This is a genomic window from Paenarthrobacter sp. RAF54_2, assembly GCF_052113945.1.
In the GTDB taxonomy this organism is placed as follows: domain Bacteria; phylum Actinomycetota; class Actinomycetes; order Actinomycetales; family Micrococcaceae; genus Arthrobacter.
Genome location: NZ_JBFRDV010000001.1, coordinates 140,196 through 164,649 on the forward strand (window position 1 = coordinate 140,196; position 24,454 = coordinate 164,649).

The 24,454-nt window shown below is 61.1% G+C and carries 27 protein-coding genes; 8 read left to right on the top strand and 19 right to left on the bottom strand.

The annotated features are described in order from the left end of the window. The first annotated feature begins 299 nt into the window (after positions 1–299). The gene (locus AB4Y87_RS00600) at positions 300–1,562 is read left to right on the top strand and encodes a plasmid pRiA4b ORF-3 family protein (RefSeq protein ID WP_442002557.1); all 1,263 of its coding nucleotides are present in this window, start codon (positions 300–302) and stop codon (positions 1,560–1,562) included. A 14-nt stretch (positions 1,563–1,576) separates the two neighbouring features. On the opposite strand, the gene AB4Y87_RS00605 is transcribed toward AB4Y87_RS00600, so the two are convergent. The 3 genes from AB4Y87_RS00605 to AB4Y87_RS00615 form a co-directional block, all read right to left on the bottom strand. Next, on the bottom strand, positions 1,577–2,005 hold the full coding sequence (locus AB4Y87_RS00605; protein ID WP_442002558.1) for a MarR family winged helix-turn-helix transcriptional regulator: 429 nt from the start codon (positions 2,003–2,005) through the stop codon (positions 1,577–1,579). Beyond that, the gene (locus tag AB4Y87_RS00610) at positions 2,005–2,421 is read right to left on the bottom strand and encodes a polyketide cyclase (RefSeq protein WP_442002559.1); all 417 of its coding nucleotides are present in this window, start codon (positions 2,419–2,421) and stop codon (positions 2,005–2,007) included. The genes AB4Y87_RS00605 and AB4Y87_RS00610 overlap by 1 nt, the downstream gene beginning before the upstream one ends. Before the next feature lie 80 nt (positions 2,422–2,501). Further along, complete coding sequence (locus tag AB4Y87_RS00615; RefSeq protein ID WP_442002560.1) at positions 2,502–3,131, bottom strand: hypothetical protein; 630 nt, start codon at positions 3,129–3,131, stop codon at positions 2,502–2,504. Positions 3,132–3,472: 341 nt separating this feature from the next. Between AB4Y87_RS00615 and AB4Y87_RS00620 the strand changes: the two genes are divergently transcribed. Beyond that, positions 3,473–4,669 (top strand): low temperature requirement protein A, encoded by a 1,197-nt coding sequence (locus tag AB4Y87_RS00620; protein ID WP_442002561.1) that lies wholly within the window; start codon positions 3,473–3,475, stop codon positions 4,667–4,669. Here AB4Y87_RS00620 and AB4Y87_RS00625 read toward each other — a convergent pair. The 5 genes from AB4Y87_RS00625 to AB4Y87_RS00645 form a co-directional block, all read right to left on the bottom strand. Next, entirely contained in the window at positions 4,661–4,882 is a 222-nt protein-coding gene (locus tag AB4Y87_RS00625; RefSeq protein WP_442002562.1) for a hypothetical protein, read from the bottom strand. The two genes, AB4Y87_RS00620 and AB4Y87_RS00625, sit on opposite strands and share 9 nt — an antisense overlap. Before the next feature lie 65 nt (positions 4,883–4,947). Then, positions 4,948–5,409, bottom strand: a complete 462-nt coding sequence (locus AB4Y87_RS00630) for an Hsp20/alpha crystallin family protein (protein ID WP_442002563.1) — start codon at positions 5,407–5,409, stop codon at positions 4,948–4,950. A 160-nt stretch (positions 5,410–5,569) separates the two neighbouring features. After that, positions 5,570–6,457 carry an SGNH/GDSL hydrolase family protein gene (locus tag AB4Y87_RS00635; RefSeq protein ID WP_442002564.1) on the bottom strand — a complete coding sequence of 296 codons (888 nt, stop codon included), beginning with the start codon at positions 6,455–6,457 and terminating at the stop codon, positions 5,570–5,572. Positions 6,458–6,543: 86 nt separating this feature from the next. Next, a complete protein-coding gene (locus tag AB4Y87_RS00640; RefSeq protein ID WP_442002565.1) occupies positions 6,544–7,893 on the bottom strand; it encodes a UDP-glucose dehydrogenase family protein in 1,350 nt (449 codons plus the stop codon). Beyond that, positions 7,890–9,056 carry a glycosyltransferase family 4 protein gene (locus tag AB4Y87_RS00645; protein WP_442002566.1) on the bottom strand — a complete coding sequence of 389 codons (1,167 nt, stop codon included), beginning with the start codon at positions 9,054–9,056 and terminating at the stop codon, positions 7,890–7,892. Before AB4Y87_RS00645 ends, AB4Y87_RS00640 begins: the two co-directional genes overlap by 4 nt. Positions 9,057–9,293: 237 nt before the next feature. On the opposite strand from AB4Y87_RS00645, the gene AB4Y87_RS00650 reads away from it, so the two are divergent. Then, complete coding sequence (locus AB4Y87_RS00650; RefSeq protein ID WP_442002567.1) at positions 9,294–11,108, top strand: FG-GAP-like repeat-containing protein; 1,815 nt, start codon at positions 9,294–9,296, stop codon at positions 11,106–11,108. Between the two features lie 142 nt (positions 11,109–11,250). Here AB4Y87_RS00650 and AB4Y87_RS00655 read toward each other — a convergent pair whose 3' ends face one another. The 4 genes from AB4Y87_RS00655 to AB4Y87_RS00670 form a co-directional block, all read right to left on the bottom strand. After that, positions 11,251–11,871, bottom strand: a complete 621-nt coding sequence (locus tag AB4Y87_RS00655; protein ID WP_442002568.1) for an HNH endonuclease — start codon at positions 11,869–11,871, stop codon at positions 11,251–11,253. After that, a complete protein-coding gene (locus AB4Y87_RS00660) occupies positions 11,868–13,322 on the bottom strand; it encodes an AAA family ATPase (RefSeq protein WP_442002569.1) in 1,455 nt (484 codons plus the stop codon). The genes AB4Y87_RS00655 and AB4Y87_RS00660 overlap by 4 nt, the downstream gene beginning before the upstream one ends. Positions 13,323–13,401: 79 nt before the next feature. Beyond that, positions 13,402–13,623, bottom strand: coding sequence for a hypothetical protein (locus AB4Y87_RS00665; protein WP_442002570.1), 222 nt, complete (start codon positions 13,621–13,623; stop codon positions 13,402–13,404). Positions 13,624–13,923: 300 nt separating this feature from the next. After that, complete coding sequence (locus AB4Y87_RS00670; protein ID WP_442002571.1) at positions 13,924–14,367, bottom strand: MerR family transcriptional regulator; 444 nt, start codon at positions 14,365–14,367, stop codon at positions 13,924–13,926. A 142-nt stretch (positions 14,368–14,509) separates the two neighbouring features. On the opposite strand from AB4Y87_RS00670, the gene AB4Y87_RS00675 reads away from it, so the two are divergent. The 3 genes from AB4Y87_RS00675 to AB4Y87_RS00685 all read left to right on the top strand — a co-directional run bounded on the left by AB4Y87_RS00675 (position 14,510) and on the right by AB4Y87_RS00685 (position 15,994). Further along, positions 14,510–14,932 (top strand): Hsp20/alpha crystallin family protein, encoded by a 423-nt coding sequence (locus AB4Y87_RS00675; protein WP_442002572.1) that lies wholly within the window; start codon positions 14,510–14,512, stop codon positions 14,930–14,932. Positions 14,933–15,158: 226 nt separating this feature from the next. Further along, positions 15,159–15,620: a DnaJ domain-containing protein gene (locus AB4Y87_RS00680; protein WP_442002573.1), complete on the top strand. Its 462-nt coding sequence runs from the start codon at positions 15,159–15,161 to the stop codon at positions 15,618–15,620. Continuing rightward, entirely contained in the window at positions 15,617–15,994 is a 378-nt protein-coding gene (locus AB4Y87_RS00685; RefSeq protein ID WP_442002574.1) for a hypothetical protein, read from the top strand. The genes AB4Y87_RS00680 and AB4Y87_RS00685 overlap by 4 nt, the downstream gene beginning before the upstream one ends. A 30-nt stretch (positions 15,995–16,024) precedes the next feature. Here AB4Y87_RS00685 and AB4Y87_RS00690 read toward each other — a convergent pair whose 3' ends face one another. From AB4Y87_RS00690 to AB4Y87_RS00700, 3 genes are all read right to left on the bottom strand, one after another. Then, positions 16,025–16,264 (bottom strand): hypothetical protein, encoded by a 240-nt coding sequence (locus AB4Y87_RS00690; protein ID WP_442002704.1) that lies wholly within the window; start codon positions 16,262–16,264, stop codon positions 16,025–16,027. Beyond that, the gene (locus AB4Y87_RS00695) at positions 16,257–17,741 is read right to left on the bottom strand and encodes a flotillin family protein (RefSeq protein WP_442002575.1); all 1,485 of its coding nucleotides are present in this window, start codon (positions 17,739–17,741) and stop codon (positions 16,257–16,259) included. Before AB4Y87_RS00695 ends, AB4Y87_RS00690 begins: the two co-directional genes overlap by 8 nt. Positions 17,742–18,056: 315 nt before the next feature. After that, complete coding sequence (locus tag AB4Y87_RS00700) at positions 18,057–18,527, bottom strand: DUF4383 domain-containing protein (protein WP_442002576.1); 471 nt, start codon at positions 18,525–18,527, stop codon at positions 18,057–18,059. A 130-nt stretch (positions 18,528–18,657) separates the two neighbouring features. On the opposite strand from AB4Y87_RS00700, the gene AB4Y87_RS00705 reads away from it, so the two are divergent. Continuing rightward, positions 18,658–19,989, top strand: a complete 1,332-nt coding sequence (locus AB4Y87_RS00705) for a cell division protein PerM (RefSeq protein ID WP_442002577.1) — start codon at positions 18,658–18,660, stop codon at positions 19,987–19,989. Between the two features lie 10 nt (positions 19,990–19,999). Here AB4Y87_RS00705 and AB4Y87_RS00710 read toward each other — a convergent pair whose 3' ends face one another. After that, positions 20,000–20,449, bottom strand: a complete 450-nt coding sequence (locus AB4Y87_RS00710) for a hypothetical protein (protein ID WP_442002578.1) — start codon at positions 20,447–20,449, stop codon at positions 20,000–20,002. Between the two features lie 11 nt (positions 20,450–20,460). On the opposite strand from AB4Y87_RS00710, the gene purN reads away from it, so the two are divergent. Continuing rightward, entirely contained in the window at positions 20,461–21,045 is a 585-nt protein-coding gene (purN, locus tag AB4Y87_RS00715; protein ID WP_442002579.1) for a phosphoribosylglycinamide formyltransferase, read from the top strand. Positions 21,046–21,117: 72 nt separating this feature from the next. Here the strand turns inward: purN and AB4Y87_RS00720 are convergent, their stop codons facing one another. From AB4Y87_RS00720 to AB4Y87_RS00730, 3 genes are read right to left on the bottom strand one after another with little or no spacing between them, the layout of a single operon-like run. Further along, the gene (locus AB4Y87_RS00720; RefSeq protein WP_442002580.1) at positions 21,118–22,470 is read right to left on the bottom strand and encodes an MFS transporter; all 1,353 of its coding nucleotides are present in this window, start codon (positions 22,468–22,470) and stop codon (positions 21,118–21,120) included. A 51-nt stretch (positions 22,471–22,521) separates the two neighbouring features. After that, the gene (gene murQ, locus AB4Y87_RS00725; RefSeq protein ID WP_442002581.1) at positions 22,522–23,481 is read right to left on the bottom strand and encodes an N-acetylmuramic acid 6-phosphate etherase; all 960 of its coding nucleotides are present in this window, start codon (positions 23,479–23,481) and stop codon (positions 22,522–22,524) included. Beyond that, on the bottom strand, positions 23,456–24,403 hold the full coding sequence (locus AB4Y87_RS00730) for an N-acetylglucosamine kinase (protein ID WP_442002582.1): 948 nt from the start codon (positions 24,401–24,403) through the stop codon (positions 23,456–23,458). The genes murQ and AB4Y87_RS00730 overlap by 26 nt, the downstream gene beginning before the upstream one ends. Positions 24,404–24,454 lie beyond the last annotated feature (51 nt).

Genomic DNA, 24,454 nt, shown 5'->3' on the forward strand with positions numbered 1-24,454 from the left:
AACCAGGCTGGGCACGACTCCACCTGGGGGTTAATAGGTGGAGCCGTGCCGTTGTGCCTTCTTCGCCTGGGACGAGTGGGGTACCCGCCGGACACCGGGTTTCCCGTCCCGAAGGCACAACAGGAGACTATGGCCGGGAATAGTGGTCTAGGTGCTTGTTCGTTCGCTCTAGGTACTGATAAACGAGCAAATTCGGGGTTTCCATGGTGCATCCATCCAAAAATGAGTGTTTGCCGGGACGGGCTAGGTGGTGGGACGCGATTGCGCCCTGCCCGGAGAGCACTGACACAATTAGGCGCATGGAGTCACCCACCCAAGTCCCCGCCGTCGAGCTGCGCATTTCCATCAGTGGAACGGACCCGCTGATTTGGCGGCAGCTCGTTCTCCCGGAGAACGCCACGGTTGCCGAGCTGCACAGTGTGATTCAATGCGCATTCGATTGGAAGAACGCACATCTTTATGCCTTGGCCGGCCACGACCAGGCCGGCAAGAAACGGATCATCACCAGAGTCGCCGAAGATGACGACCCACCCGAAGGTGCGGAGGAGGCCAGCGGCGTAGAACTGCGCGAGTTGTTCGATTCAACCCAGCCTGGAAAGTCGTCCCTTGAATACGACTACGACTTTGGTGACAACTGGACTCACGAAATTGAAGTCGTGGGGCCAGCATTGGTTCAGGAATCGACTATTACGTGCACAGGCGGCGCAATGCGTGGTCCCCTCGAGGATTCCGGGGGAGTGTATGGATACGCCAATATTGTGCGGGCGGTCGGAGACCCAAGTAACCCAGAGCATGCAGACATGGTGGGATGGCTGGAGTGGGTGACCAGCGAACGGGCTGATCGCTTCGACCCGACGGCCTTCGACATGGAGGCTGTCAATGCTGAGCTCCAGCGGCTGGCTCAGAGGTTGTGGCCAGAGGCGCCCACGCAGGAAGACATGGAAGTGGTGCTGGCTCCCATTAGTTGGCTCCTGAGGGAAGCCAATCCCGATGGGCTGGATCTAACCTCAGCGGGATGGCTCAAGCCGGCAATTGTTAAGCGAATGATGACCGAGCTCAATTGGGACGGCGACTGGTTCGGACCGGGCCGCAACGAGGTGAACATCCCCGAGGTGAGGAACCTCCGGGAGCAATTGCAGGATTGGAAACTGCTGCGTAAGTCGAAGAACAAGTTGCTGCTCACACCGCTGGGTCGGCGCGTTGTTCAAGACCCCGCCGCCCTGTGGGAGTTCCTGGCCAACCACTTCGCATCCCCGGACTCCCCGGTTGATAAGGTGGTCACTCAGCTCCTGGTCCTGTGGGAATTGTCCGGAGCAACGCCGGGCTATGCCACCATCGATGAAGCAGTTCGATCGGAACTTTCCATGCTCGGGTTCCGTGTATCCGAGGGCAATGGCCTGATTCCCCTCGAGCTGGCTCACGAGCTCTTTTACGACGTGAAACGGCCGTTGGAATTTCTATCCCTGTGGGGTCCCCGAATGTGGCGGCGACCTAACGCAAAGCTTTCCGACGTCGGCACCAAGTTCCTCCTCGACGTACAGCGCCGCCTGGGTGACGGATAGCCAGACACAAGCGCTCAATCGCTCGGATGCGCCAGCCTTTTCAGCAGCGGTACAAGCTCCCCGGCGGGCGCGGGCTCGAAGAACTGGGCGTCGGCGAGCTCCACTGCAGCGATTGCGCGTGGAGCCAGCTCAGCGCCTGCTTCTGTAACACGTAGCCGTTTAGCCCTCGTGTCCGAGGGGTCGACTTCGCGCTCGATCAGACCTTTCAGCTCCAGGGTTCGAAGGACCTGCGAGGCCATCTTCACGTCGGTACCGGCCTGGCGGGCAACGGCGAGCTGATTGGGGTGATAGCCCTCTTTGTTGAGCCACCAGGTGCAGGCAAGAAGCACGAACTGCACGTGGGTGAGGCCGATCGGAGCCAGGGCCGCAGCAATCTCGCGCTGCCAGCGAAGGGTGGTATGCCACAGCAGGAATCCGGGGCTCTCGCCCGGGCTGAGCGGCATCAGTGCTGCGCGAGTTCGACGAGCGAAGCCATGGTGTCCGGCCAATCGGCAGTAATGGCAGGCCCGATCTCGGGGCCAACTTGGTCTGCGCCAGCACCGGTGATCTCCATCCTGTAGAGCACCCGGACGCGACCGCCGTCGAGCCTGTCCAAGCGGTGGGCGGTTCGGATCAGCAGCTCGTCGAAGCGTGCTTCGTCGACGAACAGCTCGCCGTCCACTACCTCCGCGATTCGCAACTGGATGGGTTCATCCCCGGGCGGCGTCATGAGGATCTGCGAACCCTCCGCGAAGGGGCCATCGATTTCAATGCGTTCAATTTCGGCGTTCCAGGAACCCCAGTTCTCGACGTCGGACCAGAGTCGCCAGAGCGCCTCGGGTGCCGCGGTGGGCTCAATGCTGTGCTCGTAGTCCCACATGATTGCCTCCTGAAGTAGATGGTCTGCGCACAGACTATCTGTGCGCAGACCATCTTGTACAGTGGCAAAATCAGAGGCAACTACTCACAGCCGATGCCGTCGTGGTCGTTGTCCAGGCCATAAATGTCAGAACCAACCACGGTCACTGGGCCTCTCACATAAGCAGGGCCGTTGCCTTTGCCGCCGGCACAGTCGACGTCGGACGCAATGGGTACGCAGGCACCGGCATAGTTCGGGTCGCACCCACTTTGAACGCGTGGAGCTGGGGCAGGCTTGGCAGCGGCGGCAGCAGCCTGATCCGCCGCAGCTTGATCTGCCGCTGCTTTTGCTGCTGCCGCTTGGTCGGCAGCGAGTTTGTCCGCGGCAGCCTTGTCAGCCGCTGCCTTGTCCGCTGCAGCTTTCGCGGCTGCGTCCGCTGCCGCCTTGTCTGCCGCGGCCTTTGCCGCAGCGTCTGCAGCGCGTTGATCAGAAAGCTTTCCTGCTGTTGCTGAGTCCAGCCAGGCGAGTTTTCCCGATTGATCGACCGCGCAGATGTAAATTTCACCCGAGACGGATTGGGTGTTCTTCTCCGTCGTACAGGCCGTTCCGGCTATCTTGCTCGGCGTAGGTGTGGGCGTTGGCGACGGAGAGGCCGACGCTGATCCCGAGCTGCTGCTTACCGAACCAGCAGCTGCCATGGACCCCGAACCGCAACCAGCCAGCAAAATCATCAGTGATCCGATGGCCGTGATTCCGAGTGCCCTATCGCGAAAAGAACGTGACAGTTTGCCGCCGAAAAGCGAGTGTTTTACGGCGCGCGAAAGTTGTGTGTCCAATGTGGTGCCCCCTTAGAGTGCGCCCATGCGAAAGGCGCGTGGAGCGACAGTAACACCGGTCACACTGGCCCCAACAGGAGAAGTCTTCTATGACTTAGCGCACCTGCCGGTCAAGAAGCATGCCGGTTGCCGCGCGAGGCGTCATCGCTGAGCAGTTCGTCGGCTGCGGGGTCGCCAGTGATGTTCACAGGAGTCCATGGCTGCCTATCCGGGCGTCGCGTGCCTAGCATTGGTAAATGATGGCTAAATCGTCGGGCTCCGGCGCGTGGACTAAGGATGCAGCCCGCGATCCCCGCAGGGTGCACTGGATGGAACTGTTCTTCGACCTCGTCTTTGTGGCTTTCGTGGGGCAGCTTGCCCATGGAATCCACGGTGACCCCGGTTGGGTCGAATTCGGAACTTTCGTCCTGCTCTTCTTCCCGGCGTGGTGGGCTTGGGTGAACATGGTTTCGGTCGTCAACCTCTTGCCGGCCCTGTCCTCCCGGCGGCTGGGCATTGCGATGCTGGCGGCGATGGCAGCTGCGAGCGTGATGGCCGCCGCCGCGCCGGGCGTGTTTGGCGAACGGGCGTGGGCCTTCTCGCTTGCCAACGCTGCCATGCGGGTCGTCCTCCTGGTCTTGTGGCTGCATCTGCACCGGCAACGATCCGGCGGTACGCCGCGGCGCATCTGGACATATAACGGCGGGACGGCCCTTCTTTGGCTCGTCGCCGCATTCCTGCCGCTCTACGTCGCGTTGATCCTGTGGGCGGCATCGATCGCCATCGAGGTTGGCATGGTGGCGGTCGGTGGACGCCTCTGGCCTGAGCGCGGCGTTGGTGGCATCAACATCGAGCATGCTTCCGAACGGCTAGGTCTCTTTGTCATCATTGTCCTCGGCGAATCCGTTCTCACAATCGTCAGTGAAGTGTCGAATGATTGGAGTCCGGGCGCCGGCATCGCCGGTGCGCTGGGATTTCTCATCGTGGCACTCCTGGGCTGGGCGTTCTTCCAGTATGGAACCGGGGCCATCACTGCGGGGCTCGAACGTCTGCAGTCGCAGTCCGACTTCTCCGGGATACTTCAGACCACGCTGTTTTTGCCGTTTCTCCTGGTTGTGGGCGTGACAGCGATCGCCGCTGCGATCGCAACTGCCATTCCAGCACCGTTCGAGCATCTGCCGCTCGGTTCCGGGGTTTCGCTTGGTGGCGGAATCGCCCTGTTCTATGCGTGCAACGCGGTGGTGGCGCTTCGTTACGGCCAACCGCTTCGAATGGTAGTGCCGTGGGCGGTGCCCGCAGTGGTGGTCGCGTCCTTGCTCATACCGATCAACGCTGTGGTTTCGGCGGTTGTCATCCTGGTGAGTGCCGTGGTACTCCTGCTTCTGGTCACGGCTTATGTGGAGTTCCGCAGACGACGGCGGCTGGCTGATGGATCTTTACGGCTCCTAACCTGAGCCCAACAACCACGATTGGTCAGTTTGGGGTTCCTCCGGGTGCCGGCGCAGCTTCCGGATCAGCAGTTCCAGCGGCAACACCAACACCCGAAGTACCGCTGCCACCAGCAACAGAATGACAAATAGAACTATGGCTGGCAGGCAAAACACGAACACCGTGATTGCAGTAATGAGATAACCGACGATATAAGCCGTCATCACTCCGGTGTCCACCGTGAGCTCCCGAAGATTGAATTACCAATAGGGGGTCGAGCCCGATGTAGGCACCGGGCCAGGGTCTAACGGGTTTCGGTGGGACCCGAGCTGGTCCCAGTGCTGGTCGACGAAGATGCGCCACGGCTGACCGGTATCTTCCGCGACTGTTTCTCTGATTGTTCCGGCACCGGAATCCGCACCTCAAGAACGCCATCCGTATACGAGGCATTGATGTCTTGTTCGGAGACCGCCGTCGGGAGCTTTACTGTTCGGGAAAAGGTGCCGTACCGGAATTCTGAGCGGTACCCCCTCTTATCCTTGTGTTCGGATTTCTCTTCGTGGCGCACAAGGATCTGCAGCTCGTCACCGGACAGGGTGATATCGACGTCCTTTTCAGGATTGATGCCTGGAACTTCGGCTTTGACCACCATTGATCCGCCGTCCCGATATTCCTCAACGCGGAGCCAGGAGCCGGTGTCTCCTTCAAGGAACCGACGGACAGGATCGGCGATATCGCTGGCCGACCAACGAAGTAGATTGCTCATCGTGGTGCCTCCTGTTTGTTACCAGGCCCCGCGGACCGACCCCGCGCGGGGCCTTAATCGGATCTACACCAATAAAATACGCCGAACGCGCATCGTTGTTAAGACGACTTTTGGCCTTCATGGAGAGCCCCGGCATGGCCCTGTGGAGGGCCGCGAAAGGCTATCCCTCCACCAATGCCGCCGACGCTCCCGAAGCATTCTCGGCTTCGAAGACGGGGCCTGCCGACGGCCGCTTCGCCCGGCGTTCCTCTCCGGGACCGTGGGGCCGAAGCTGCTTGAACACCCAAGGGAGAAAGTATGCCTTTGCCCATGCGAGGTCACCGGCTCTGGCCTGACGCCAGCTGCTTTCGGGCAGCTCTTTGGGTTCCAGCGGCCGGAGGGTGTGCGGGACGTTGAGTGTGTCCAGCACAGCGATGGCCACTGTGTGATGACCCAGGGGGGAGAGATGGAGCCGATCAGGGTCCCACATCCTCGGGTCCTTGAGCTGCCTCATAGCCCACAGATCTGTGATGAGTGTGCCGTGGCGGGCAGCAATAGCGCGAACGTCCTCGTTAAAGATGGCCACTTTGCCACGGTTACGTCCCAGCACAGGGGTGGATCCCCAGTCGGGTCCCGTAAACAAGACAATCGTCGCGCCCGTCTCAGCCAAGACGCTCACGCCGGTCTCAAGTTTGCTGGCCAGCTTGTCCGGATCGCTGCCATGGAACACCATGTCGTTCCCGCCTGCAGATAACGTGATCAGGTCTGGCTTCAGGGTCAGTGCCTGACCGATCTGCTGGTCGAGGATCTGCTGCATGAGCAACCCGCGAACGGCCAGGTTCGCATAGGCAAAATCCGGGTGATCGGCTGCGAGCTCTTCGGCAACACGGTCAGCCCAGCCGCGCAGCCCTCCGACGCTTCCTGGTTCGGGATCCCCAATTCCTTCGGTAAAGGAATCCCCAAGCGCCACATACCTGCTCCAAGGGTGCGAGCGGTTCTTGGTATCCTGCCCAGCACCCGCATTGAGATCAACAAGGCCATCGGGGGTAACCCGGCCACGCCACCTCATTGCCCTACCTCCTTGTAAGGAAAAAGGTTTCTTACAATGTGGATAACGGCAGTGCTGGTCGTGATGTTCCCGCGAACTCGAGTCGGCTATAGGAACATTTCCTCCGCCACCACCGACGCTCCCGTCCCTAACCCGCGGACGGTCCACCCCGCACTTCGCCAAGCCTCAGCGTCCAGTACGTTCCGAGCGTCCAGCACCATCCGACGTCGTACCAGTGACCCTGCAAACGACGGCGAGAGGGACACATATTCGTCCCATTCGGTCAGCAGCAGCACGAGTTCGGCTCCCTCAAGGGCGCGCTTGGTGGAGGCCTCGAAACGGATTTGCGGGTAGCGGATCCAGGCGTTGTTGATGGCTTTGGGATCGGTGACGGTTACGTGCGCGCCAGCGGAGGCGAGTTGCTGTGCGACGTCCAGGGCAGGGGAGTCGCGGATGTCGTCGGTGTCCGGTTTGAACGCAGCGCCGAGGATGGTCACCGTTCTGCCGGACAGGAAGCCGCGGCACATTTCCCTTGCCACCTCCACGGCACGGGTGCGCTGGTCCAGGTTGATGGTGTCCACCAACGACATCCATCGGTCCACGGATGGGACGGAAAGCTCGCGCGATTGTGCGCGGAACGAGCGGATGTCCTTGGGCAGGCAACCCCCGCCGAATCCGAGCCCCGCATGCAGGTACCGGTTGCCGATGCGCGGATCCAGGCCCATCGCCTCGCTGAGCTCGCTGACGTCAGCACCCGACGCGTCGCATAGCTCGGCCATCGCGTTGATGAAGCTGACCTTGGTGGCCAGGAACGCGTTCGACGCCGACTTGATCAGCTCCGCCGTCGCGAAGTTGCAGACCAAACGAGGGATCCCCGCGCTGATCAATGGCTCGTACACGGCGTCCAGAACGGCCGTCACTGGAGCTCCAGCGGCGGCACCCTTGCCGCCCGGGACGCCGTAAACTAGGCGATCCGGAACCAGAGAGTCCTTGACCGCCGTGCCTTGGCGCAGGAACTCGGGGTTCCAGCCGAGCAGGACGTCCGAGCGTCGGGCCAGGATCGCGCGCAGCGTCTCCACAGTGCCTACCGGCACCGTTGATTTACCTACGACGCCGGCACTCTTGGCCAGGTGGGGGAGGAGGCTCTTCGTGGCGCTCATCAGGTAGGAAAGATCGGCTGTGTCAGAGGTCTTGGACTGCGGCGTGCCCACGCAGAGGAAATGGACTTTGGCGTCGGCTGCCGCTGAGAAGTCTGTGGTGAACTTCAGGCGGCCCGTGGTACGGCCGTCGCTGAGCAGTTCATCCAGACCGGGTTCGTGGAAGGGAGCCAGCGCTTTGTTGAGCTGCTCAACCTTGTGGGAATCGACGTCGATGCCCACCACGGTGTGGCCCATGGACGCGAGTGTTGCAGCGTGGACTGCGCCGAGGTAGCCGCAGCCGATCACGGAGATCTTCATGAGGAGGGTCCTTTGCTTGAGGTCAGTTCAGTGGGGCCCGCTTCGCTGGGAATGCCGGCGATGACTTCGTTGTAATGCCGCACCAGGTCGGCGCTGAGCACGGGCCACGTCCGTCCCTGGACCGACGCGGTTGCTGCCGCTGCGAACGCACGGCGCTTGGCGTCGTCGCCCATCAGGTCCTGAACGTAGCCGCGCAGTTGAGTGAGGTTCCCCGGTTCGTACAGCCAGCCGGTGCGGGAGTTTTCCACGAGGTCAAGGGGGCCGCCGCGGCCGGTCGCGACCACAGGAACGCCCGAGGCCATGGCTTCCTGGATGGTCTGGCAGAAGGTCTCGAACTCGCCGGGATGGACGAAAAGATCGAAGCCCGCCACGGCTTGCGCTAGTGCATTTCCGCCAAGGAAGCCTGTGAAGTGGGCGTTGGGCAGGGCAGTTTGGAGCGCTTCCYGTTGCGGACCATCACCAACAATTACGAGCTTCGTATCCGGCAGGTCCGCCAGTACGGCGAGGTCTTCCACCTGCTTCTCCACCGCGAGGCGGCCGACGTAGCCGATGATCCGTTGACCGTCCGGCGCTACCGAGCTCCGCCACGCCGTCGAACGTTTCGCCGGGTTGAAGCGCGCGGTATCCACGCCACGGCGCCACATATCCACGCGCAGGATGCCACGTCCGCGCAACTGGTTCAGCGCGAACGTGGACGGCACAAGGGTTCGCGTGGCAAGGAGATGGATGTTGTCCACGCGATTCCACGCCCAATTCTCCAGGAACGGCACTCCATAGCGGGCAGCGTAGCTGGGAACCTCGGTTTGGTAGATGGCGACCGTCGGGATCCCGAGTTGATCAGCAGCCTGCACGGCCCGCCAGCCGAGGACGAATGGGGAGGCGAGATGAACGACGTCGGGGGCGAAATCGGCAAGGATTCGCTTGACCCGATTCACACCACCCAACGCAACCCGCACATTCGTGTAACCGGCCAGAGGCACTGAGGGAAGCCTGTGCACATACGCACCCTTGACGACGCTCGAAACATCAGTGTCCGACGTCGACGGCGCGATCACCATCACCTCATCCCCGCGCTCCTGCAGATGCTCCAGCACCCGCAGTATCGAATGGGTTACCCCATTCATCAGTGGCAGGAATGATTCGGCGACGATTGCGATCCTCACGCCTTCAACGGTGGTCGGAGCGGTTGGCCTTGTGGGTTCCAACTGGTGGCCTGTGGAGGAAGAGTTGGTTAACAGGAGGGTGTCCTGTTTGTCGGAGCCGCCCGGTAGACTCCCGTTCTATGACGCGCTGCCGCGTCTCGACTTTTGGGGGGTCTTGCCATGTTTGCTGCTGGGGATGGTTCACGCGCGCTTGGGGGCGTAAGCGTACGACGACGGCGCCTGGGGACGGCGCGCACGGTGGCAGCCGGATTGGGCCTGGCGCTGCTGCTGGGAACCCTGGGTTCGCCGGCGTCACCGGCTATGGCTGACGCGGTGACGGATATCTTCTCGACAGGTGAGCAGCCGGCACGGATCGCGGTTAACCCGGTGACGAACACGGTGTTCGTGACGTCGATCGAAGGTGTGACCCGGATAGGGGGACCGGCCGGGTTGCCTGCCGTGGATGCAGGTGACAGGGCCTTCGATGTTGCCGTGAACACGGTGACCAACAAGATCTACATCAGCACAGCAGGCGGCTATGTTTCCGTGGTGGACGGGGCCACGTATGGTCCCGCCGTACGTGTGCCAATGACCGCTGAACCGTCCGTCCTGGCGGTGAATGAAATCAGCAACAAGATCTACGTCGGCATCAGCGGCGGCGTAACCATCATCGATGGCGCAACCAACGCCACCACTACCGTTCCGCTAACGGGTGGCGCCCAGAACATTCAGGTGAACCCTTCAACAGGCAAGGCATATGTCTTGTCCGGCGGGGCCATCAAGGTCCTTGATTCAAGCGCTCAGGTCACCGCCTCGATCAACATCGGTGCGGGCGGCATCCTGGACCTCGCGATCAACAAAGCAACCAACAAGATCTACTACACAACGCTCGGCCGATACGGGGCGGGCGTCAGTGTCATCGACGGAGCAACCGACTCTGTCACAGGAAAGTTCAGCACCACCAGCAAGCTTGGACAGTTGGCGGTGAACAAAGCCACCAACAGGATCTATGTCGCTGTTGACAGCTCTTCCCTTGATGGGGCGGTCAAAGTCCTCGACGCCGCCACCCTTTCTGAAGTAGCTCAGATCACCACTCCTACGTACGTCAGGGACATTGCGGTCAACGAGACCAGCAACAAGATTTACGTTCCCACCTCCGGCCGAGGCACCACGATCATTGACGGACAGGACAACAGCAGTTCCGCTGTGTATACGGGGCAGGAGCCGTTTGCCGCTGCGGTGAACGCCGCCACCAACAAGGCTTACGTGGTCAACATAGAAAGCGATTCCGTAGCCGTAATCGATGGGTCCGTATCGGTACCCGCCAAGAACGACTTCAACGGTGACGGCAACGCAGATGTTCTGGCCCGGGACGGCTCAGGTGTTCTGTGGTTGTATCCGGGCAACGGCTCGGGTGGCTGGCTGCCTCGTGCGCAGGTGGGCCAAGGCTGGAACGTCATGAACGCTTTGTTTGCTCCCGGGGACTTCAATGGAGACGGCAAGGCTGATGTTATGGCCCGCGATGGCGGCGGCGTGCTGTGGCTCTACCCGGGCAACGGCTCAGGTGGATGGCAGCCGCGTGTTCAAATCGGCAGTGGCTGGGAAGGCATGAGCGCCATCGAGGGAATCGACTTCCGCGGCGATGGGTTCCCAGACGTGGTGGCCCGCGACCGTGGTGGCGCATTGTGGGTCTATCACGGCGATGGCAACGGCGGCTGGCTGCCCCGTACCTGGGTGGGCTCCGGCTGGTTCGACATGTCCGAGATCACGGGCGTAGGCGATTTCAACGGTGACGGCCTGTCCGATATTGCTGCCCGCGACGGCGCCGGTGCGCTCTGGCTCTACCCGCCCAATGGATACGGCAGCTGGCTGCCGCGACAGACCATCGGGCAAGGCTGGAACGTCATGAACTCCCTGGTTGGACCCGGTGACTTCGACGGCGACGGGCGGGCGGATATCCTCGCCCGGAACGCGGCCGGCGAGCTGTGGCTTTACTCCGGCAATGGGGGAACGGCGTGGCCTTCGGCTTCCCGGGTTGGTACTGGGTGGAATGGGATGACGGCGATTCTTTAGGGCTAATGTGGGCCGTGGACTGGACATCCTTTGTTTGTAAAACAGCTTTTCCTTTCAGTATGAACCGCCGGCGCAAAAGGTCACGATACAAAGTGAAGATGATCAACAAACCACTAGCGTTCAGATAAGCTGTCAAAAAATATTATGGTTTAATCGAGGAACTAAGTTCTAGGGCAATTAGTGGCACGCCCGTTGCATCGCCTTCCACTACCGTGTCGACCGCTGACTCAAAGCGTTCATCGCCTACCGGATCTGGCCAGCCAAACTCTTTTCCAGCAAAACGTGCAAGATCGCAGTGCTTGATTGTCCACTTCCCCTTTTCTGAGAGTGGGACGTAATTAAAGTCCCCCTTTACAATGTGCTCTTTATAATCATCAAAGTGAGGGTGTATAACGTGATAGTCCTGGCCGGTAGTCGGGTAGGTTACTTGTGATGGGTTCACAAGTGTCTGGCTATCGGACTTCCTTCCGTTACAGGGCGGGCATGCCGCCGCCAAATTTAAGGGAGTAAACATGAAGTGAGCGTGGGTTGCGCGCGGTACGACGTGCTCGGTATCCCACACTCTCGCATGGTTGGTAGGAAAAACCTGCCGGCAGTAGCAACAGGTCGAACGCTGCACCGTCAGGTAATGCTTTTTAATCCTTAATTTAAGCTTTTCCAAAGTAGCCTGGTTCCAATAGTCGCCACGCTTGATAGCCATCGCTTCAAACGTATCGATAATCTGTTGCTCTTGGTCGCTGTATACGACAGGTGGGAGCATCATGAGCCACTCACTCGGGCTTTCGCAACGGTAGTCTCGAGGTCGCTTAGAACGCGGCGGACCCCTTCGTTGACACCGCTTGCTCTTGTAGCATCTTTCAGCTGTCCGAGAAGCTCTGCGAACTCGGGGGAGTCGAATTTCCTGTCCGCTGCCAAACGGAGAGCTCGTACTAGGGACTGCTTGAGGAAAAGATTGTTCTTGCCTGCGACATTGAACGCGCCGATCAGCACCTCGTCGGTCGACTTTCCCGAGAAATCCGAAGTTCGACGAAAGGGAAGGTCGCGCTCCAGCGATAGCACGTTGCCGTGTGTTGCATCGATACCGGAAACGATTAGAGGCGAGTGAGTGGCAACGATAAAATGGCATCCCTTGAAGCGCCCGAAAGTACGATTCAGCCGGTTCAGGTAGTCGCTTTGCCAGTGCGGATGTAGGCTTATTTCCGGTTCATCTATTAGGACAAGGCTTGTGTTGTCAATGGCTGACGCGATGCCTAGAATGGCGGTTACCAGGGACAGCTCTCCGGAACTGGTATCCAAAAGATCAATTCGATCTTTCACGCTAGAGCGAACCAGTGTAACGCTCTTCATTGCGATCATGCCTAAACGCTTCAATAACTGGGCAGCCCGAAAGTGCTCGGTATTCTCAAAACCTGCATATTCAAAATCGGCTATTAATATGAGCTCCCGACCCTGTCCGCGACTGGTGAATAACTCGAGGGCTTGGATGAGGTCATGATTCGCAGATTCGTCATTAAAATTGCTAGGGTTGACTCGATTGCTGTTCGTGCGGGCTCGCACTATCGATTCTTGAAACTGGTCATATTCGCGAAGGCCGAGAGTAAACGCCCTAAAAGCCTCTGTTCCTAGTTTTGTCCACCGGTATGCGACTTCAACGCGGGGTTCGTAATCAAGATCAAAGAACACGTCGGCAACCCGGCTGCGACGCGGCTCGTCCATGTTGGCAGCGGCAAACAGCCCGTCGAGCGCGCGATGAACGCCTGCCGTAGCTGAAATCCGTCCCTGCGCATCCTTCAGGCCCAGGTATCGATAAAGCGGAACTTGCTCCGTCGAGACGCTCGCGGAAGGAAGAATGAATTTATCAAATGCTGAGGTGGTAACTGCAGCAACCGAACCTGSCACGGGCATGCGAGCGGGTTCGACTCGTACTCCGCCGATTGTCGTTTCGACCCGACCTTTAGAGACGACTATTTTGCAATGTGACGACCCCATTGAATAGTCGACACTCGCATCGAATCCGCTTCGCGGCTTTCCTGAATCGAGAGCATCGAACACTCCCGCGATCTGTGACAGGAGTCGCGACTTGCCTACCCCATTCTTTCCGGTGACAACCGATGTCCAGGTTTCGTAGTGCGATGCTTCGCTGAGGTGGACGCGCACTTCGGCTCTCCCACGGCCGGCATACGTGACGCTTCTTAGTCGGAATGACTCTGCCATGCGCGTTTTCCCCCGGTATTGTTCGATGCTTGATGGCCGCACTGGCCACTTCTCGAATCAAAGCCTACGGCAAGGTGGGTTATTGATCTTGGGAAGCTTTACGGGTGTAGGCATCGATTCTCAAGATGGCCCCTTGATGTGCCGGTCCACGCAACTGGGAGTTCATGTCCGAGAGCGCCGCAACGATGACGAAGACGTTGATCAGGGAATCGGCGAAGCGAACGCCTACGTCCTGCATGACGGTCAGGAATGGGCTGTTGCAGGTGAGGATGAGGCTGTCGGGTGCAATAGCGAGGCTCAATGCCAGCTTTAGAATTTTGAGAGGATCAGCCGGAACACAGTGACCTCGAAGCCCTTTCAAGGATGTGGTGATGTCCCGCGCTTCACTAAGTTGGCTCTGGAGAAATCGCGCCCCTAATCGCCTCCTTGGCCTCGAACTATTCCTCCATCCTGCACGCATCTGTGGTTGAAGATTCAAAGGGTTTGGGGTTCGCCCGGGCATACTCTCGGAGGGAGGTTCTTCAAACGGGGCTGTTTCGCATGGAAACGACGAAGCCGTTCTGGCTGTAGCGTGCCCGCTGACCGCTCAGTGCGTACCCGGTCATGTTTCTGAGTCCCGTTCGATCCGCACCCGCTTTAGATCCTTCCGCAACCCACGGTTGTCTTCCTTCAGCCCACGGTTGTCCTCCGTCAGCTCCCGGTTGTCCTCGGTCAGCCCGCGGTTTGCGGCCTCCAACTCGAGCACCAGTTTCACGCCGGCCAGGTTCAGCCCCTCGTCCAGTAGCGCGCCAATCCTGCGCAGCGTCGCAAGGTCCGTTTCGCTGTAGCGGCGCGTGCCGCCGTCGGTCCTTTTCGGGGTGAGCAGCCCTTTGCGTTCGTACAGGCGCAGGTTTTGCTGCCCTGTACCCACCAGTTCAGCGGCCACGGAGATGGCATAGACGCCAAGACCGTCCCGGTCGGCAGCATCACGGGTGCCAGCGCCGTCCGCCTCAGCGGGCGCACCGCCGACGTGATCCAGCCGCTCGATGCCGCGATCGTCAGCCATGCAAACCTCTCAAAAAATCTTTGAAAAAACCTCTTGCACCACTCTGTCACCGGTGCTATAAAAAATCTATACCAGCCAACACAGATCTGGAAGGCTGGCACAACAACAAAACCGCATCAAGATCTAAAGGAGTGAGAACCAAATGCTGATGCGCACAGACCCGTTCCGCGAATTCGACAGGCTCGCCCAACAGGTTTTTGGCACAACAGCACGCCCTGCCGGCATGCCGATGGATGCTTGGCAGGAGGACGGGCAATTCATTGTTGCCCTCGATCTGCCAGGCGTCACGCCTGATTCGGTGGAGCTGGACGTCGAAAGCAACGTCTTGACGGTAAAGGCAGAACGTAAGTCGCCTGCAGGCGAGAACACCGAGATGCTTGCCGCCGAACGCCCGCAAGGCGTCTTCAGCCGGCAGCTCATTCTGGGTGACACCTTGGATACCGACGGCATCCAGGCAAGCTACGACGCAGGTGTGCTGACACTCCGCATCCCCGTCGCCGAGAAGGCCAAGCCGCGGCGCATCGAGATTTCTTCCAACGGCCAGCGGCAGGAGATCAACGCCTAATAACAGCTGCCCCGCTGGAGCTCCACCCGGGGGTGGCTAACCAGCGGGGCGTCAGGCCGGGAGCTTCAGACCGACCGCATCGGAATAGTTGGGCGCAGGCTTCGCGCCACGCCACAGCACTTGTTGTGCAGAAGAAACGCGGTCCCCGACGTTGTCTCCCGATTGATGGCCCCCGGCCCGTGCCGGGGGCCATCGCCAAATCCGCATCACCCATCCGGAACCAGCAGTGAGCATCAACCAACCTGACTACTACTCGATCCTGAACGTGGCTCCCAGCGCGACAGCCCGTGAAATCACCCACGCCTACCGCTCACTGCTGCGGACCCACCATCCGGACACACGCAAAAAGCCCGACGACGGCGAGCCCACCAAGGCGGCCGACCTCCAGAAACTGCACGCCATTATGCAGGCGTATGTTGTGCTCTCGGATCCGGCGAAGCGCAGTGCGTACGACCGAAGCCGGCGAACGGGGACCTCGTCTCGTAGTTCATCGGGCTCGAGTGGTTCCTCAGGATCGAGCGGCTCCTCTGGGAAGCCGGTAAAGGTCCGTATCCACAAGGCGCCCGCCCCGCCGGCTGGCAGTCACACGGATCAGCAGCCTCTCGTCCTCGGCCCGGTCCACTGGGAACCGCTGCCCAGGACAACCCCCGGATACCCCTCGCCCAAAGTCCGAAGGAGATACATATGAGTGCCTGGCGCTCGTACGACAGCCATCTGATGCCCGCGTTCTATGAGCGATTCGAGAGTCGCTGGGGAAAGGGCACGGCACCGTTCCTGGATCCGGAAGTTCACGAGCAACCCATGCCGCGCGCTCAATGGATCAATGTGGACACTGGCGCGGCCGTGGCTGTGGTTCCTATCTGGACGGACGATCCCGAACATCGCTCCTTTGGCGTTTTCTACCTCCCGCCGGCCGGCGACATTTGGATCCTCCGCCCAGGGCCGACCACTTTCATGGAACCTGGCAAGGGCGGGAGCAAAGAGCAGGTCTCGCTACGTAACGACGCCTTCAAGAAGGCAGTCCATCACGCGAAGGAATTCATCTACGGGCCGCAGCCTTAGGGGTCCTTACCGCTGCGGGCCAGCCCGAGGTCAGAATTCCCGCAGCACATCCGGGAGCTCGTCCACGTAGACGGTCTGCGGCGGTTCGAAATAGATCACCAGCACCCTTTCACCCACAGGGAAGGTGCTCGTCTTGTCGAACGGATAGGCAAAGAATGCGCTGGTACCGCCATGGAAGGGGAGCATGACTTCGCCGATGGTGCCTGGGGCGATGGTCCCGGTTACCCTTCCGATCTTGCCGGTGAGGCTCCGATTGACCTCTCTATGCATCTGAGGCCGCATCTGACGCCTTCGCCGGGGGCGACTTCACAGCAGTCGGCCGGGTTGGCTGTGCAGGCGGTCGGCTAACTCCGTTCCCCTTCAATGCGGAAGCCAGGGAGGGCAGGAAGCTGCCGACCTGGGACAGGATCCCGCCCACCATGCTGTTCAATCCGTCGCCGCCATTGAGGACTGTCAACTGGCCGATCCGTGAGAAAGGCTCTGCCGCGGCCGAAACGATGGCGGGCATGTTTTCCGCGATCTGCTGGTTGATGACGGCTTCCTGGTTTGTCTCCAACGCTTCACCACGGGCCTTGATACCTTCGGCCTCAGCCAACGCCTTGGCCTTCACTGCAGATGCTGCCGCATTACCGCGGGCAGTCGTTGCAGCTGCCTCGGCCTCACCGGTCACACGCGTTGCGCCGGCCATTGCCGCCGCTGCTCCCGCATTGGCTTGGGCCTCGAGTTCAACGCGCCGGGCGTTTGCCTGAGCGTCGAGTTCGATCCGCTTCGCGAGGGCCTCGGCGGCACTGATGTCAGCAGCCTTCTTCGCTTCGGCTTCGGTCCTCTGTGCATAGGCCTTGGCATCTGCAGGCTTGCGGATGGTGGTTTGCAGCTTCTGCTCTTCGCGGTCGGCCTCAAGCTTGGCTACCTCGGTCTCCTGGACCACCACTTGCTGCCGGGCTGTGGCATCGGCCAGCGGCCCAGCCTGGGCAGCGTTGGCACGGGCCTGTTCGGCGTTCGCCTGTGCGGCAGATTGCTTGATGGCGGACAGGCTTTGGGCATCAGCAATAAGCGCAGCAGCTTCTGCTTCTTTCTCGGCCGCTTCACGATTGCGGGTGGCCTCGGCGATCCGGGCCTCCATCTTGACCTGGGCGATGTGCGGCTTGGCGAGGTTCTGGATGTAGCCCGTCGGGTCCTGTAGGTCCTTGATCTGCAGGGAATCCACCACGAGGCCAAGCTTCTCCATCTCCACGCCACTTGCACTGCGGACCAGGGAGGCGAGCTTGTCGCGCTCGCGGATGATCTCCTCAACAGTCATGCTGCCGATGATCGAACGGAGATGCCCTTCAAAGACGTTGTAGACCTGGCTCTCCATCTTCGGCTGTTGTCCCAGGAACCTCCGCGCTGCGTTCGCGATGAACGGGGGAGCGTCGCCGATCTTGTAAATCACCACGCCGTCCACAATCACCTGGATGCCCTGCGATGTCACGCACGAAACCTTGAGTTCCGTTTCATTCAGTGTCAGCGCAAGCGTCCGAACGGTTTGCAGCCCCGGAACTACCAAGGCGCCCTTGCCCGTGACGATCTTGAAGTCCATGCCGTCGGTATTTTCGAGCGTGCCGCGGGTCAGCCCCGAGATGATCAGGGCCTCGTTCGGTTCCGCCACTTTCCACATCGCCTTGRTCGCCAGCCAAACGAAGCCGATGACAACGATCACGCCAAGAATGCCGGCGATCAAGGGGAAAAATGCCGAGAGGTCGTCCATTGACCTTGTCCCTTCAGACGATGTGAACCGGCTTCATCCGTTGACCCCCATAGGCCATGTGCCTGTTCGTGTACACAGTCTCGTTGGGCCGCAGCAGGTAAGTCCAGCACATTTGTGCGTCATTTGTGCCACGACGCCGAGCCAAGCCGCGGGAGCCGTCCCACCCAACCCAGCCACCCGCCGTCGAGCATTAACAAAAGAAGGCTGGTGCAACCTTTGGAGAGAATCCGTAGGTGGCTGCACCAGCTGCTAGTACGACTTTCTGTTATTAGTTGTGACACCTGTTCATTGGCCGCTCCTAGTTCCCGGCTTCTATTATTTCCGGGCCTTTTTATCGTCTGTGAAGTACTGGGCGAACATCCAACCGGCGGCGATCATCAGGATGCCCAGCACCATGTGAGACCAGTTGTCCATGGAGTTCAGGGACAGGAAGTTGGCCGCCGAATCGACTCCGACGCTCAGTCCGTAGATGCTCAGCACGATGTACAGGGCGCCGAAGCCCATCAGGAAGTTCCGTGCACCGTGTGCTGTGCGGGACATTGCCCAACCCGTAGCGCCGATGGCCAGTTGCACAAGGTTGAGCAGCATGGATACCTGGAACACGCCGAAGAGCATCGCATGCGAGTCGGGGCCGAAGAACTGCAGCTCCGAATACTGCATGGTGATGCCCGGAATGAATCCCAGGACGCCAACCAGCGCAAGCACGGCACCCACACCTATGTCAACAACCTGAATGTCTTGCCGTCCGAAGTGGACACCGCGTGCATGTGAAGCAGACGTACTCATGTGCTCCTCCAGTCACCCCTTTGCGAACATCTCCCATTTTACGGCCGGTTCACGCAAAAAGCGCTGGAATTGGCGGTATTACAGGGCGCCTGCCGAAGGAGCGCCGCCTACCGTGGCACGATAGGACACGATGAAACTGCGCGCTGATCAGACCGGAAACCGTGGCCTCCCGATGCCCCTTTGGCTACAGGGTGGTTTGGAAGCAGCGCAGGCAGCCTTCATTTCGGCCATCGTTGTGATACTTCCTTTGGTCGGGGTGTGGGCCACTGACGGGTTCCAGAACAGAAACGTGGACTTCCTGGCGCGCCTGGCTGGTCAGGCCTGGCTGCTGATCCACGGTGTTCCGCTGACCTTGGCGCAGGTCAACATAGGCACAGCCGGCCAGCCCGGAACGGGTCTACTTTCGCTGATTCCCCTGGGCCTCACGCTCATTCCGTTCCTGCTTGCATGGCGAGCGGGGCGACGACTTGCACGCGCTTCCTACACGGACCAGCTGTGGCAGGCCTTCATGGGCGCCTGCGTTGTATACGCCGCGTTCGGGACGGCCACAGGATTCGTGTGTCGCACACCCGAAGTGGTCATTAACCTGTGGTTCGCCATGACCATCCCGTTGATCTCGTTCGCGCTCGGCTTGGTGGTCGGCGCCCGACGCGAGGCAGGCTCCTGGAGCAGGCTCATTGGCGTGGACGCGGTCGCCTGGATCGCCAAGACAAGCCAGCATTCACGGTGGGCAGGCTCCTACGTCGGCTCGGGTTTGAAGGCCGGGTTCGTTGCGACCATGGCTGCAGTTTGTCTCGCTGCGGTGCTGTTGGCCGTGGACATTGTGTGGCACTGGACGGACATCATCGCGGTTTACGAAGGTCTCCAAGCCGGCGCGTTGGGCGGGGCTGTCCTCACGATCGCGCAGCTCGGTTTCCTTCCCAACCTTGTGGTCTTCGCTTTGGCATGGTCTTCCGGGGCTGGCTTCTCGCTGGGCGTCGGCTCGCACGCAGGGCCGCTGGGCACCGCCGTCGGGCCTTTGCCTGCCGTCCCGATTTTCGGTGGGCTTCCCTCCGGACAACTCGACGCAGGGCCCATGGCTCTTGCCCTCCCCGTGGTTGCGGGGATCATGGCCGGCTGGTGGTTCCTCCGCGAAGGCGAAAACCACTTCGATGAGTGGCTCTCCATCAAAATCAAGGCCCGCTGGTTCACAGCGGCGGCGTCCACGTTGTTCCTGGGGTTGTTTATCGGTTCAGTGGCGGGGCTGCTTAGCGGTGCACTCGCGTGGGTCGCACGCGGTTCAGCCGGTATCGGCCGGCTCACGGAAATCGGACCCCACCCGCTGTGGACAGCAGTCTGGCTGGCCGCCGAAGTGGGCATCGGCGTCGTGATCGGTTACGCAGTGGGGCCCTGGCTGGAACGCCGCCAAAAGCTGCGCGAAGCGAACCTGGACGAAGTAGCGTTCGACGACGAACACGCCTGAGCTTGTCCGTTTAGCGGACCGGGCCCGGCATCGAGTCCTCAAGCTGCGTGAGGCACTGCGTTTTGGCCGATTCCGTCAGGGCCGAGCGAGCGCAATCCTGATACGTGGTGACTTGTTTGAAGAAGAGCACAGACGTCAGAATCAGCAGGCACATGACCGCCGAAACCACGAGTCCTGAGATGGTGCCGAACAACACCAGCCGGGGATGCTTGTACTTCACCGACCGGACCAGGACGACAATCCCGAGCACCAAACCTGCAATTGTGAGGATGGCGCTTAACCACACGTAGTTCACGTTCAGGGAGAACACGAAAAACGATCCCAAAGCCGACAAAAGGAAAGCGCGGAACAGGATCTGTGTCACGCCGAAAGCGGACTTTTCCGCAGCGGTGCGGGGTTGCTGGCTCGGCCTGGGACGGACGTCGGGATTCATGTTTTCCAGCCTACGCGAGCCGCCCATAAGCTAGTGCAATGCGCATTGTTGTCCTCGTGTCCGGTACCGGTTCCAATCTTCAGGCTGTCATCGACGCCGTGAAGTCGGGTGAACTGGATATCGAGATCGCCGCTGTTGGCGCCGACCGCCCCGATACTTACGGTGTGGAGCGCTCCGACGAGGCCGGCATTGAGACCTTCGTGGTGAACTTCAACTCGTTCGAAACCCGCGCCGAATGGGATGCTGCCCTGCGCGACAAGGTCCTTTCCTATAACCCCGATGTGGTGGTGTCGTCCGGCTTCATGCGGATCGTGAGCGCCGACTTCATCGACGCCTTCAATGGCAAGTACGTCAACACACACCCGGCTCTGCTGCCATCCTTCCCGGGCGCCCACGGTGTCCGCGACGCCATGGCTTACGGCGTGAAGGTCACCGGCTGCACGGTTCATTGGGCCGACGCCGGAGTGGACACGGGCCCCATCATTGCCCAGGAAGCCGTGTCCGTTCTGCCGGACGACTCCGAGGAAACCCTCCACGAGCGCATCAAACTAGTGGAGCGCCGCCTGCTGGTCCAAACGCTGGCGGACCTCGCCGCTGAGCTCGCCGACAGCCGCAACAAGTAGCTGGCAGTAGTGGTTGTTGCCAGCGCTGAGAACAACCACTACTGCGACCTAGTTGGGGGAGAGCGGGGCACGCTACTGCAACACGCGCTGCTTCGTCTCCGGGGCGAAGAACGCCATCCACAAAACCGAGAGCAGGACCAGCCCGCCGGCCATCGCGAAGGACTGCGCCAAGCCGAATTCCGGCCAGAAGAACGAGGCGAACACCAAAGGTCCGAAGCCCGCGCCGATGCGGGAGAACGTCGAAGCCCAGCCGAAGCCCGAGCCGCGGAGCTCCGTGGGATACAGCTCGGACACGTAGGCGTAGAGGACGGGTATCGCCACCTGGACCACGAAGCCGAATACCAGCAGCCAGAAGACAGCCGCCGAAGGCACGTCCACTACAAACGCGACGATCACCAACGTCAGCGCGGAAAGCGGACCGGTGACGGCGAGGATCCACTTACGGCCCACCCGCTCCACCAGCAGCGCGGCGGCCACCACGCCCAAAAGCCCGACGGCGGCCATCCCGGCTGTGGTGACGAAGGCCTTGTATTCCTCGAAACCGGCACCAATGAGGATCCGGGGCATCCAGGTGAGGGACACGTAGTAGACCAGCAGGATGCTGAAGAACAGGGCCCAGGCGGCGGTCGTGATTTTCCAGTTGAAGGTCCAGATCCTGCGCAGCTGTTCCCACGCGCTGCCGGGGGAGAGCCTGGGGGCGGCTTGGGGTTCGGGCAGGCTGTACGCCCGGGGTGAAGCGCCGGTGGCCTCCACCAAAGAATCAATCACGGCTGCTGCCTCAGTCCGCCGGCCGGCCCGAATGAGGAACAACGGAGACTCGGGAACACTGCGGCGCACCCAGAAAACGAGGAGCGCAGGCAACACCATGATCAGCATGGTGAGCCGCCAGTCGCCGAAGGCAGCAACGAGGCCAGCCGAGATGAAGCCACAAAGCGCCGCACCCACAGGCCACCAGCCATCCATTGCAGTGAGGACCCGGCCCCGCTGCTTGCGCGGCGTGAACTCACCCACCAGCGCATAGTCCACCGGGATGCAGCCGCCCAGCCCGAACCCGGCCATGAAGCGGAAGATGCAGAACCACACGATGTCTGGTGCGAAGGCGCCGAGCACGGTAAAGATGCTGAAGATCAGGAGGGTTGCCGTGAACGCCTTCTTGCGCCCGATGGTGTCGGCGATGGTTCCCCACGCGAACGCGCCGACGGCCATGCCGATCAGGTTGGCGGTGCCGATCCACGCAGCGTCAGCCGGCTGCAGGGACCAATGCTTGGACAGCAGCGGAATGAGGATGCCGTTGAGCGTCACATCCCACGCATCGAACATGAATCCCAGGCCACCGATCACGAAGATCCTGCCTTGAACCTTCCACCGCCACGGCAGTTCCTGCACAACTTGCTCGCCGCTGGGCACGGCTGTGTATGTATTCATCTGCCCTCCTGCATGCAACTTTATGCGCTGGGGCCAACACGGCCGTTCGGGTTACTTCTGGTTTTCGATCGCCCTCCGCAGGAAACCGCCGGCTTCTTCCAGAGCACTCTTGGCCTGAGCTGGCTCGATGCCCGTCAGCAGCATCAGGATGGCTGCTTTGACAGAGCCGTTGACCGAGTCCAGTGCCGCCACGGCTTCATGCGTGTCGACGCCGGTCGCGTGCTGCACTGTCCTTTGGGAGCGTGCCAGGAGTTTCTCGTTGGTCGCGCGCAGGTCAACCATCAGGTTCCCGTACGTCTTGCCGAGCTTCACCATTACCAGCGTGCTGATCATGTTCAGGACAAGCTTCTGCGCCGTGCCCGAGTTCAGTCGCGTGGAGCCCGCAATGAACTCCGGCCCCACAACCACCTCAATCGCCACGTCCGCCAAATGGCTGACGGCCGAGCCCTTATTACACGCCAGCGATGCCGTGAACGCTCCCTTCTTCCGGGCCTCTTCCAGCGCGCCGATCACGTAAGGCGTTCGGCCGGACGCAGTAATACCCACGACGGCGTCCGCTTCCGTCACGTTAATATCGTGCAGGTCGCGCGCGCCTGCAGTCGCGTTATCCTCGGCATACTCCACCGGCTTCTGGATCGCCTGGACGCCCCCAGCGATAAGTCCGACGACGAGTCCCGGTGGGGTGCCGAACGTCGGCGGGCACTCGCTTGCGTCGAGCACACCCAGACGCCCGGCCGTTCCAGCACCCACATACAGAAGGCGACCCCCGCGCTGGAGTCGCTCCGCAACGGCGTCGACCGTTTGCACAATCGCAGGGCTCGCCGCCTCAACGGCAGCGTGTACTCCTGCACTGTGGGCAAGCATGGCCGCGACGAGTTCCTCCGTGCCCAGAATGTCCAGCTCGCTCAGGTTCTCGGCCGCGGCTTCCGTCTCCAACCCGGCGAGTTCAGTGCGCAGGCCCGCGAGCCTGTCCGCGTCAGTGGGGCTAATCGGGCCAGTTTGTTCCGTCACGGTGGATGTACCTTTCCTGGATGAGCCCGCGGCGCGTCGCAGCGAGGGCAGCACCGTCCAAGCCATCGCCGAGCGGGGCCACCACCTCAATCCCAGCCGAAGCAAGGGACTTCCGCAAGAGCTCCGCGAAGAACCCGGAGCTGACCACTCCGCCCAGCAAAGCAACACGTTGTGAGCCGGCCGCATCGTCACCCGCAGCCAGCTGCACTGTCTTAGTCAGGATGCGGCAGGCCTCGTCCACAATGACATTCGCGACGGCGTCACCCGCCTCCGCTGCGTGCAAAACCAGCGGCGCGAATCGGGCCATCGCCCGGTAGGGGTTTTCGACCGACGCGAGCCACCCCGGGAGCATTTCGGGGGAGTCGACCAGAGCCCCTGCCGCAGCCGAAAGCGACGTGGCCGGGCCGCCGTCGTGTGCTTCCAAAACGGCCTGGAGTCCCCGCTGGCCGATCCAACGGCCGCTGCCACGATCGCCGAGATAGGGTCCCCAGCCGTCGGCACGATGTAGGACTCCGGCTTCGTCGAAACGGAAGGCAACTGCACCCGTGCCCACGATCAGGGTTGTGCCCGGTGCCCCCTGGAGGGCTCCGAGTTGGGCTGCGGTGGCGTCCGAAAGTACTGCGGCGGGGACGCCGAAGCGCTGGGACAACATGGTGGCGAGCTCGCGTGACTTCTCCGCAGAAGCTTCGACGCCGGCCACCGCCGCACCGATCCCCGTCAACGTGCTCACAGGAAGGCCGGGCGGGAGCATCGAGACCGTCTCAAGGAGGAGGTCGAAAGCGATGGTGGGGCCGTTGTCCATGTGTACGCCGGGGAACCCGTGCTGGTCGGCTGCGCCCAGCAACTCCGTGCCCCTGCGTAGCTCCACTCGGCAACGGCTCTTCCCTACATCGGCGGCGATGACGACATCGGTGGCTTCCATGGATCAACCCTATGTTGTGAGGCCCGAAACGAGCGCGCCAAGGAAACACGA

Bases quoted from the DNA above. Each gene is read 5' to 3' on its own strand.
- AB4Y87_RS00600 (WP_442002557.1), top strand. From the start codon at position 300: ATGGAGTCACCCACCCAAGTCCCCGCCGTCGAGCTGCGCATTTCCATC.
- AB4Y87_RS00605 (WP_442002558.1), bottom strand. From the start codon at position 2,005: ATGCCGCTCAGCCCGGGCGAGAGCCCCGGATTCCTGCTGTGGCATACC.
- AB4Y87_RS00610 (WP_442002559.1), bottom strand. From the start codon at position 2,421: ATGTGGGACTACGAGCACAGCATTGAGCCCACCGCGGCACCCGAGGCG.
- AB4Y87_RS00615 (WP_442002560.1), bottom strand. From the start codon at position 3,131: ATGATTTTGCTGGCTGGTTGCGGTTCGGGGTCCATGGCAGCTGCTGGT.
- AB4Y87_RS00620 (WP_442002561.1), top strand. From the start codon at position 3,473: ATGATGGCTAAATCGTCGGGCTCCGGCGCGTGGACTAAGGATGCAGCC.
- AB4Y87_RS00630 (WP_442002563.1), bottom strand. From the start codon at position 5,409: ATGAGCAATCTACTTCGTTGGTCGGCCAGCGATATCGCCGATCCTGTC.
- AB4Y87_RS00635 (WP_442002564.1), bottom strand. From the start codon at position 6,457: ATGAGGTGGCGTGGCCGGGTTACCCCCGATGGCCTTGTTGATCTCAAT.
- AB4Y87_RS00640 (WP_442002565.1), bottom strand. From the start codon at position 7,893: ATGAAGATCTCCGTGATCGGCTGCGGCTACCTCGGCGCAGTCCACGCT.
- AB4Y87_RS00655 (WP_442002568.1), bottom strand. From the start codon at position 11,871: ATGATGCTCCCACCTGTCGTATACAGCGACCAAGAGCAACAGATTATC.
- AB4Y87_RS00670 (WP_442002571.1), bottom strand. From the start codon at position 14,367: ATGGCTGACGATCGCGGCATCGAGCGGCTGGATCACGTCGGCGGTGCG.
- AB4Y87_RS00675 (WP_442002572.1), top strand. From the start codon at position 14,510: ATGCTGATGCGCACAGACCCGTTCCGCGAATTCGACAGGCTCGCCCAA.
- AB4Y87_RS00685 (WP_442002574.1), top strand. From the start codon at position 15,617: ATGAGTGCCTGGCGCTCGTACGACAGCCATCTGATGCCCGCGTTCTAT.
- AB4Y87_RS00690 (WP_442002704.1), bottom strand. From the start codon at position 16,264: ATGCATAGAGAGGTCAATCGGAGCCTCACCGGCAAGATCGGAAGGGTA.
- AB4Y87_RS00700 (WP_442002576.1), bottom strand. From the start codon at position 18,527: ATGAGTACGTCTGCTTCACATGCACGCGGTGTCCACTTCGGACGGCAA.
- AB4Y87_RS00705 (WP_442002577.1), top strand. From the start codon at position 18,658: ATGAAACTGCGCGCTGATCAGACCGGAAACCGTGGCCTCCCGATGCCC.
- AB4Y87_RS00710 (WP_442002578.1), bottom strand. From the start codon at position 20,449: ATGGGCGGCTCGCGTAGGCTGGAAAACATGAATCCCGACGTCCGTCCC.
- purN (WP_442002579.1), top strand. From the start codon at position 20,461: ATGCGCATTGTTGTCCTCGTGTCCGGTACCGGTTCCAATCTTCAGGCT.
- AB4Y87_RS00720 (WP_442002580.1), bottom strand. From the start codon at position 22,470: ATGAATACATACACAGCCGTGCCCAGCGGCGAGCAAGTTGTGCAGGAA.
- AB4Y87_RS00730 (WP_442002582.1), bottom strand. From the start codon at position 24,403: ATGGAAGCCACCGATGTCGTCATCGCCGCCGATGTAGGGAAGAGCCGT.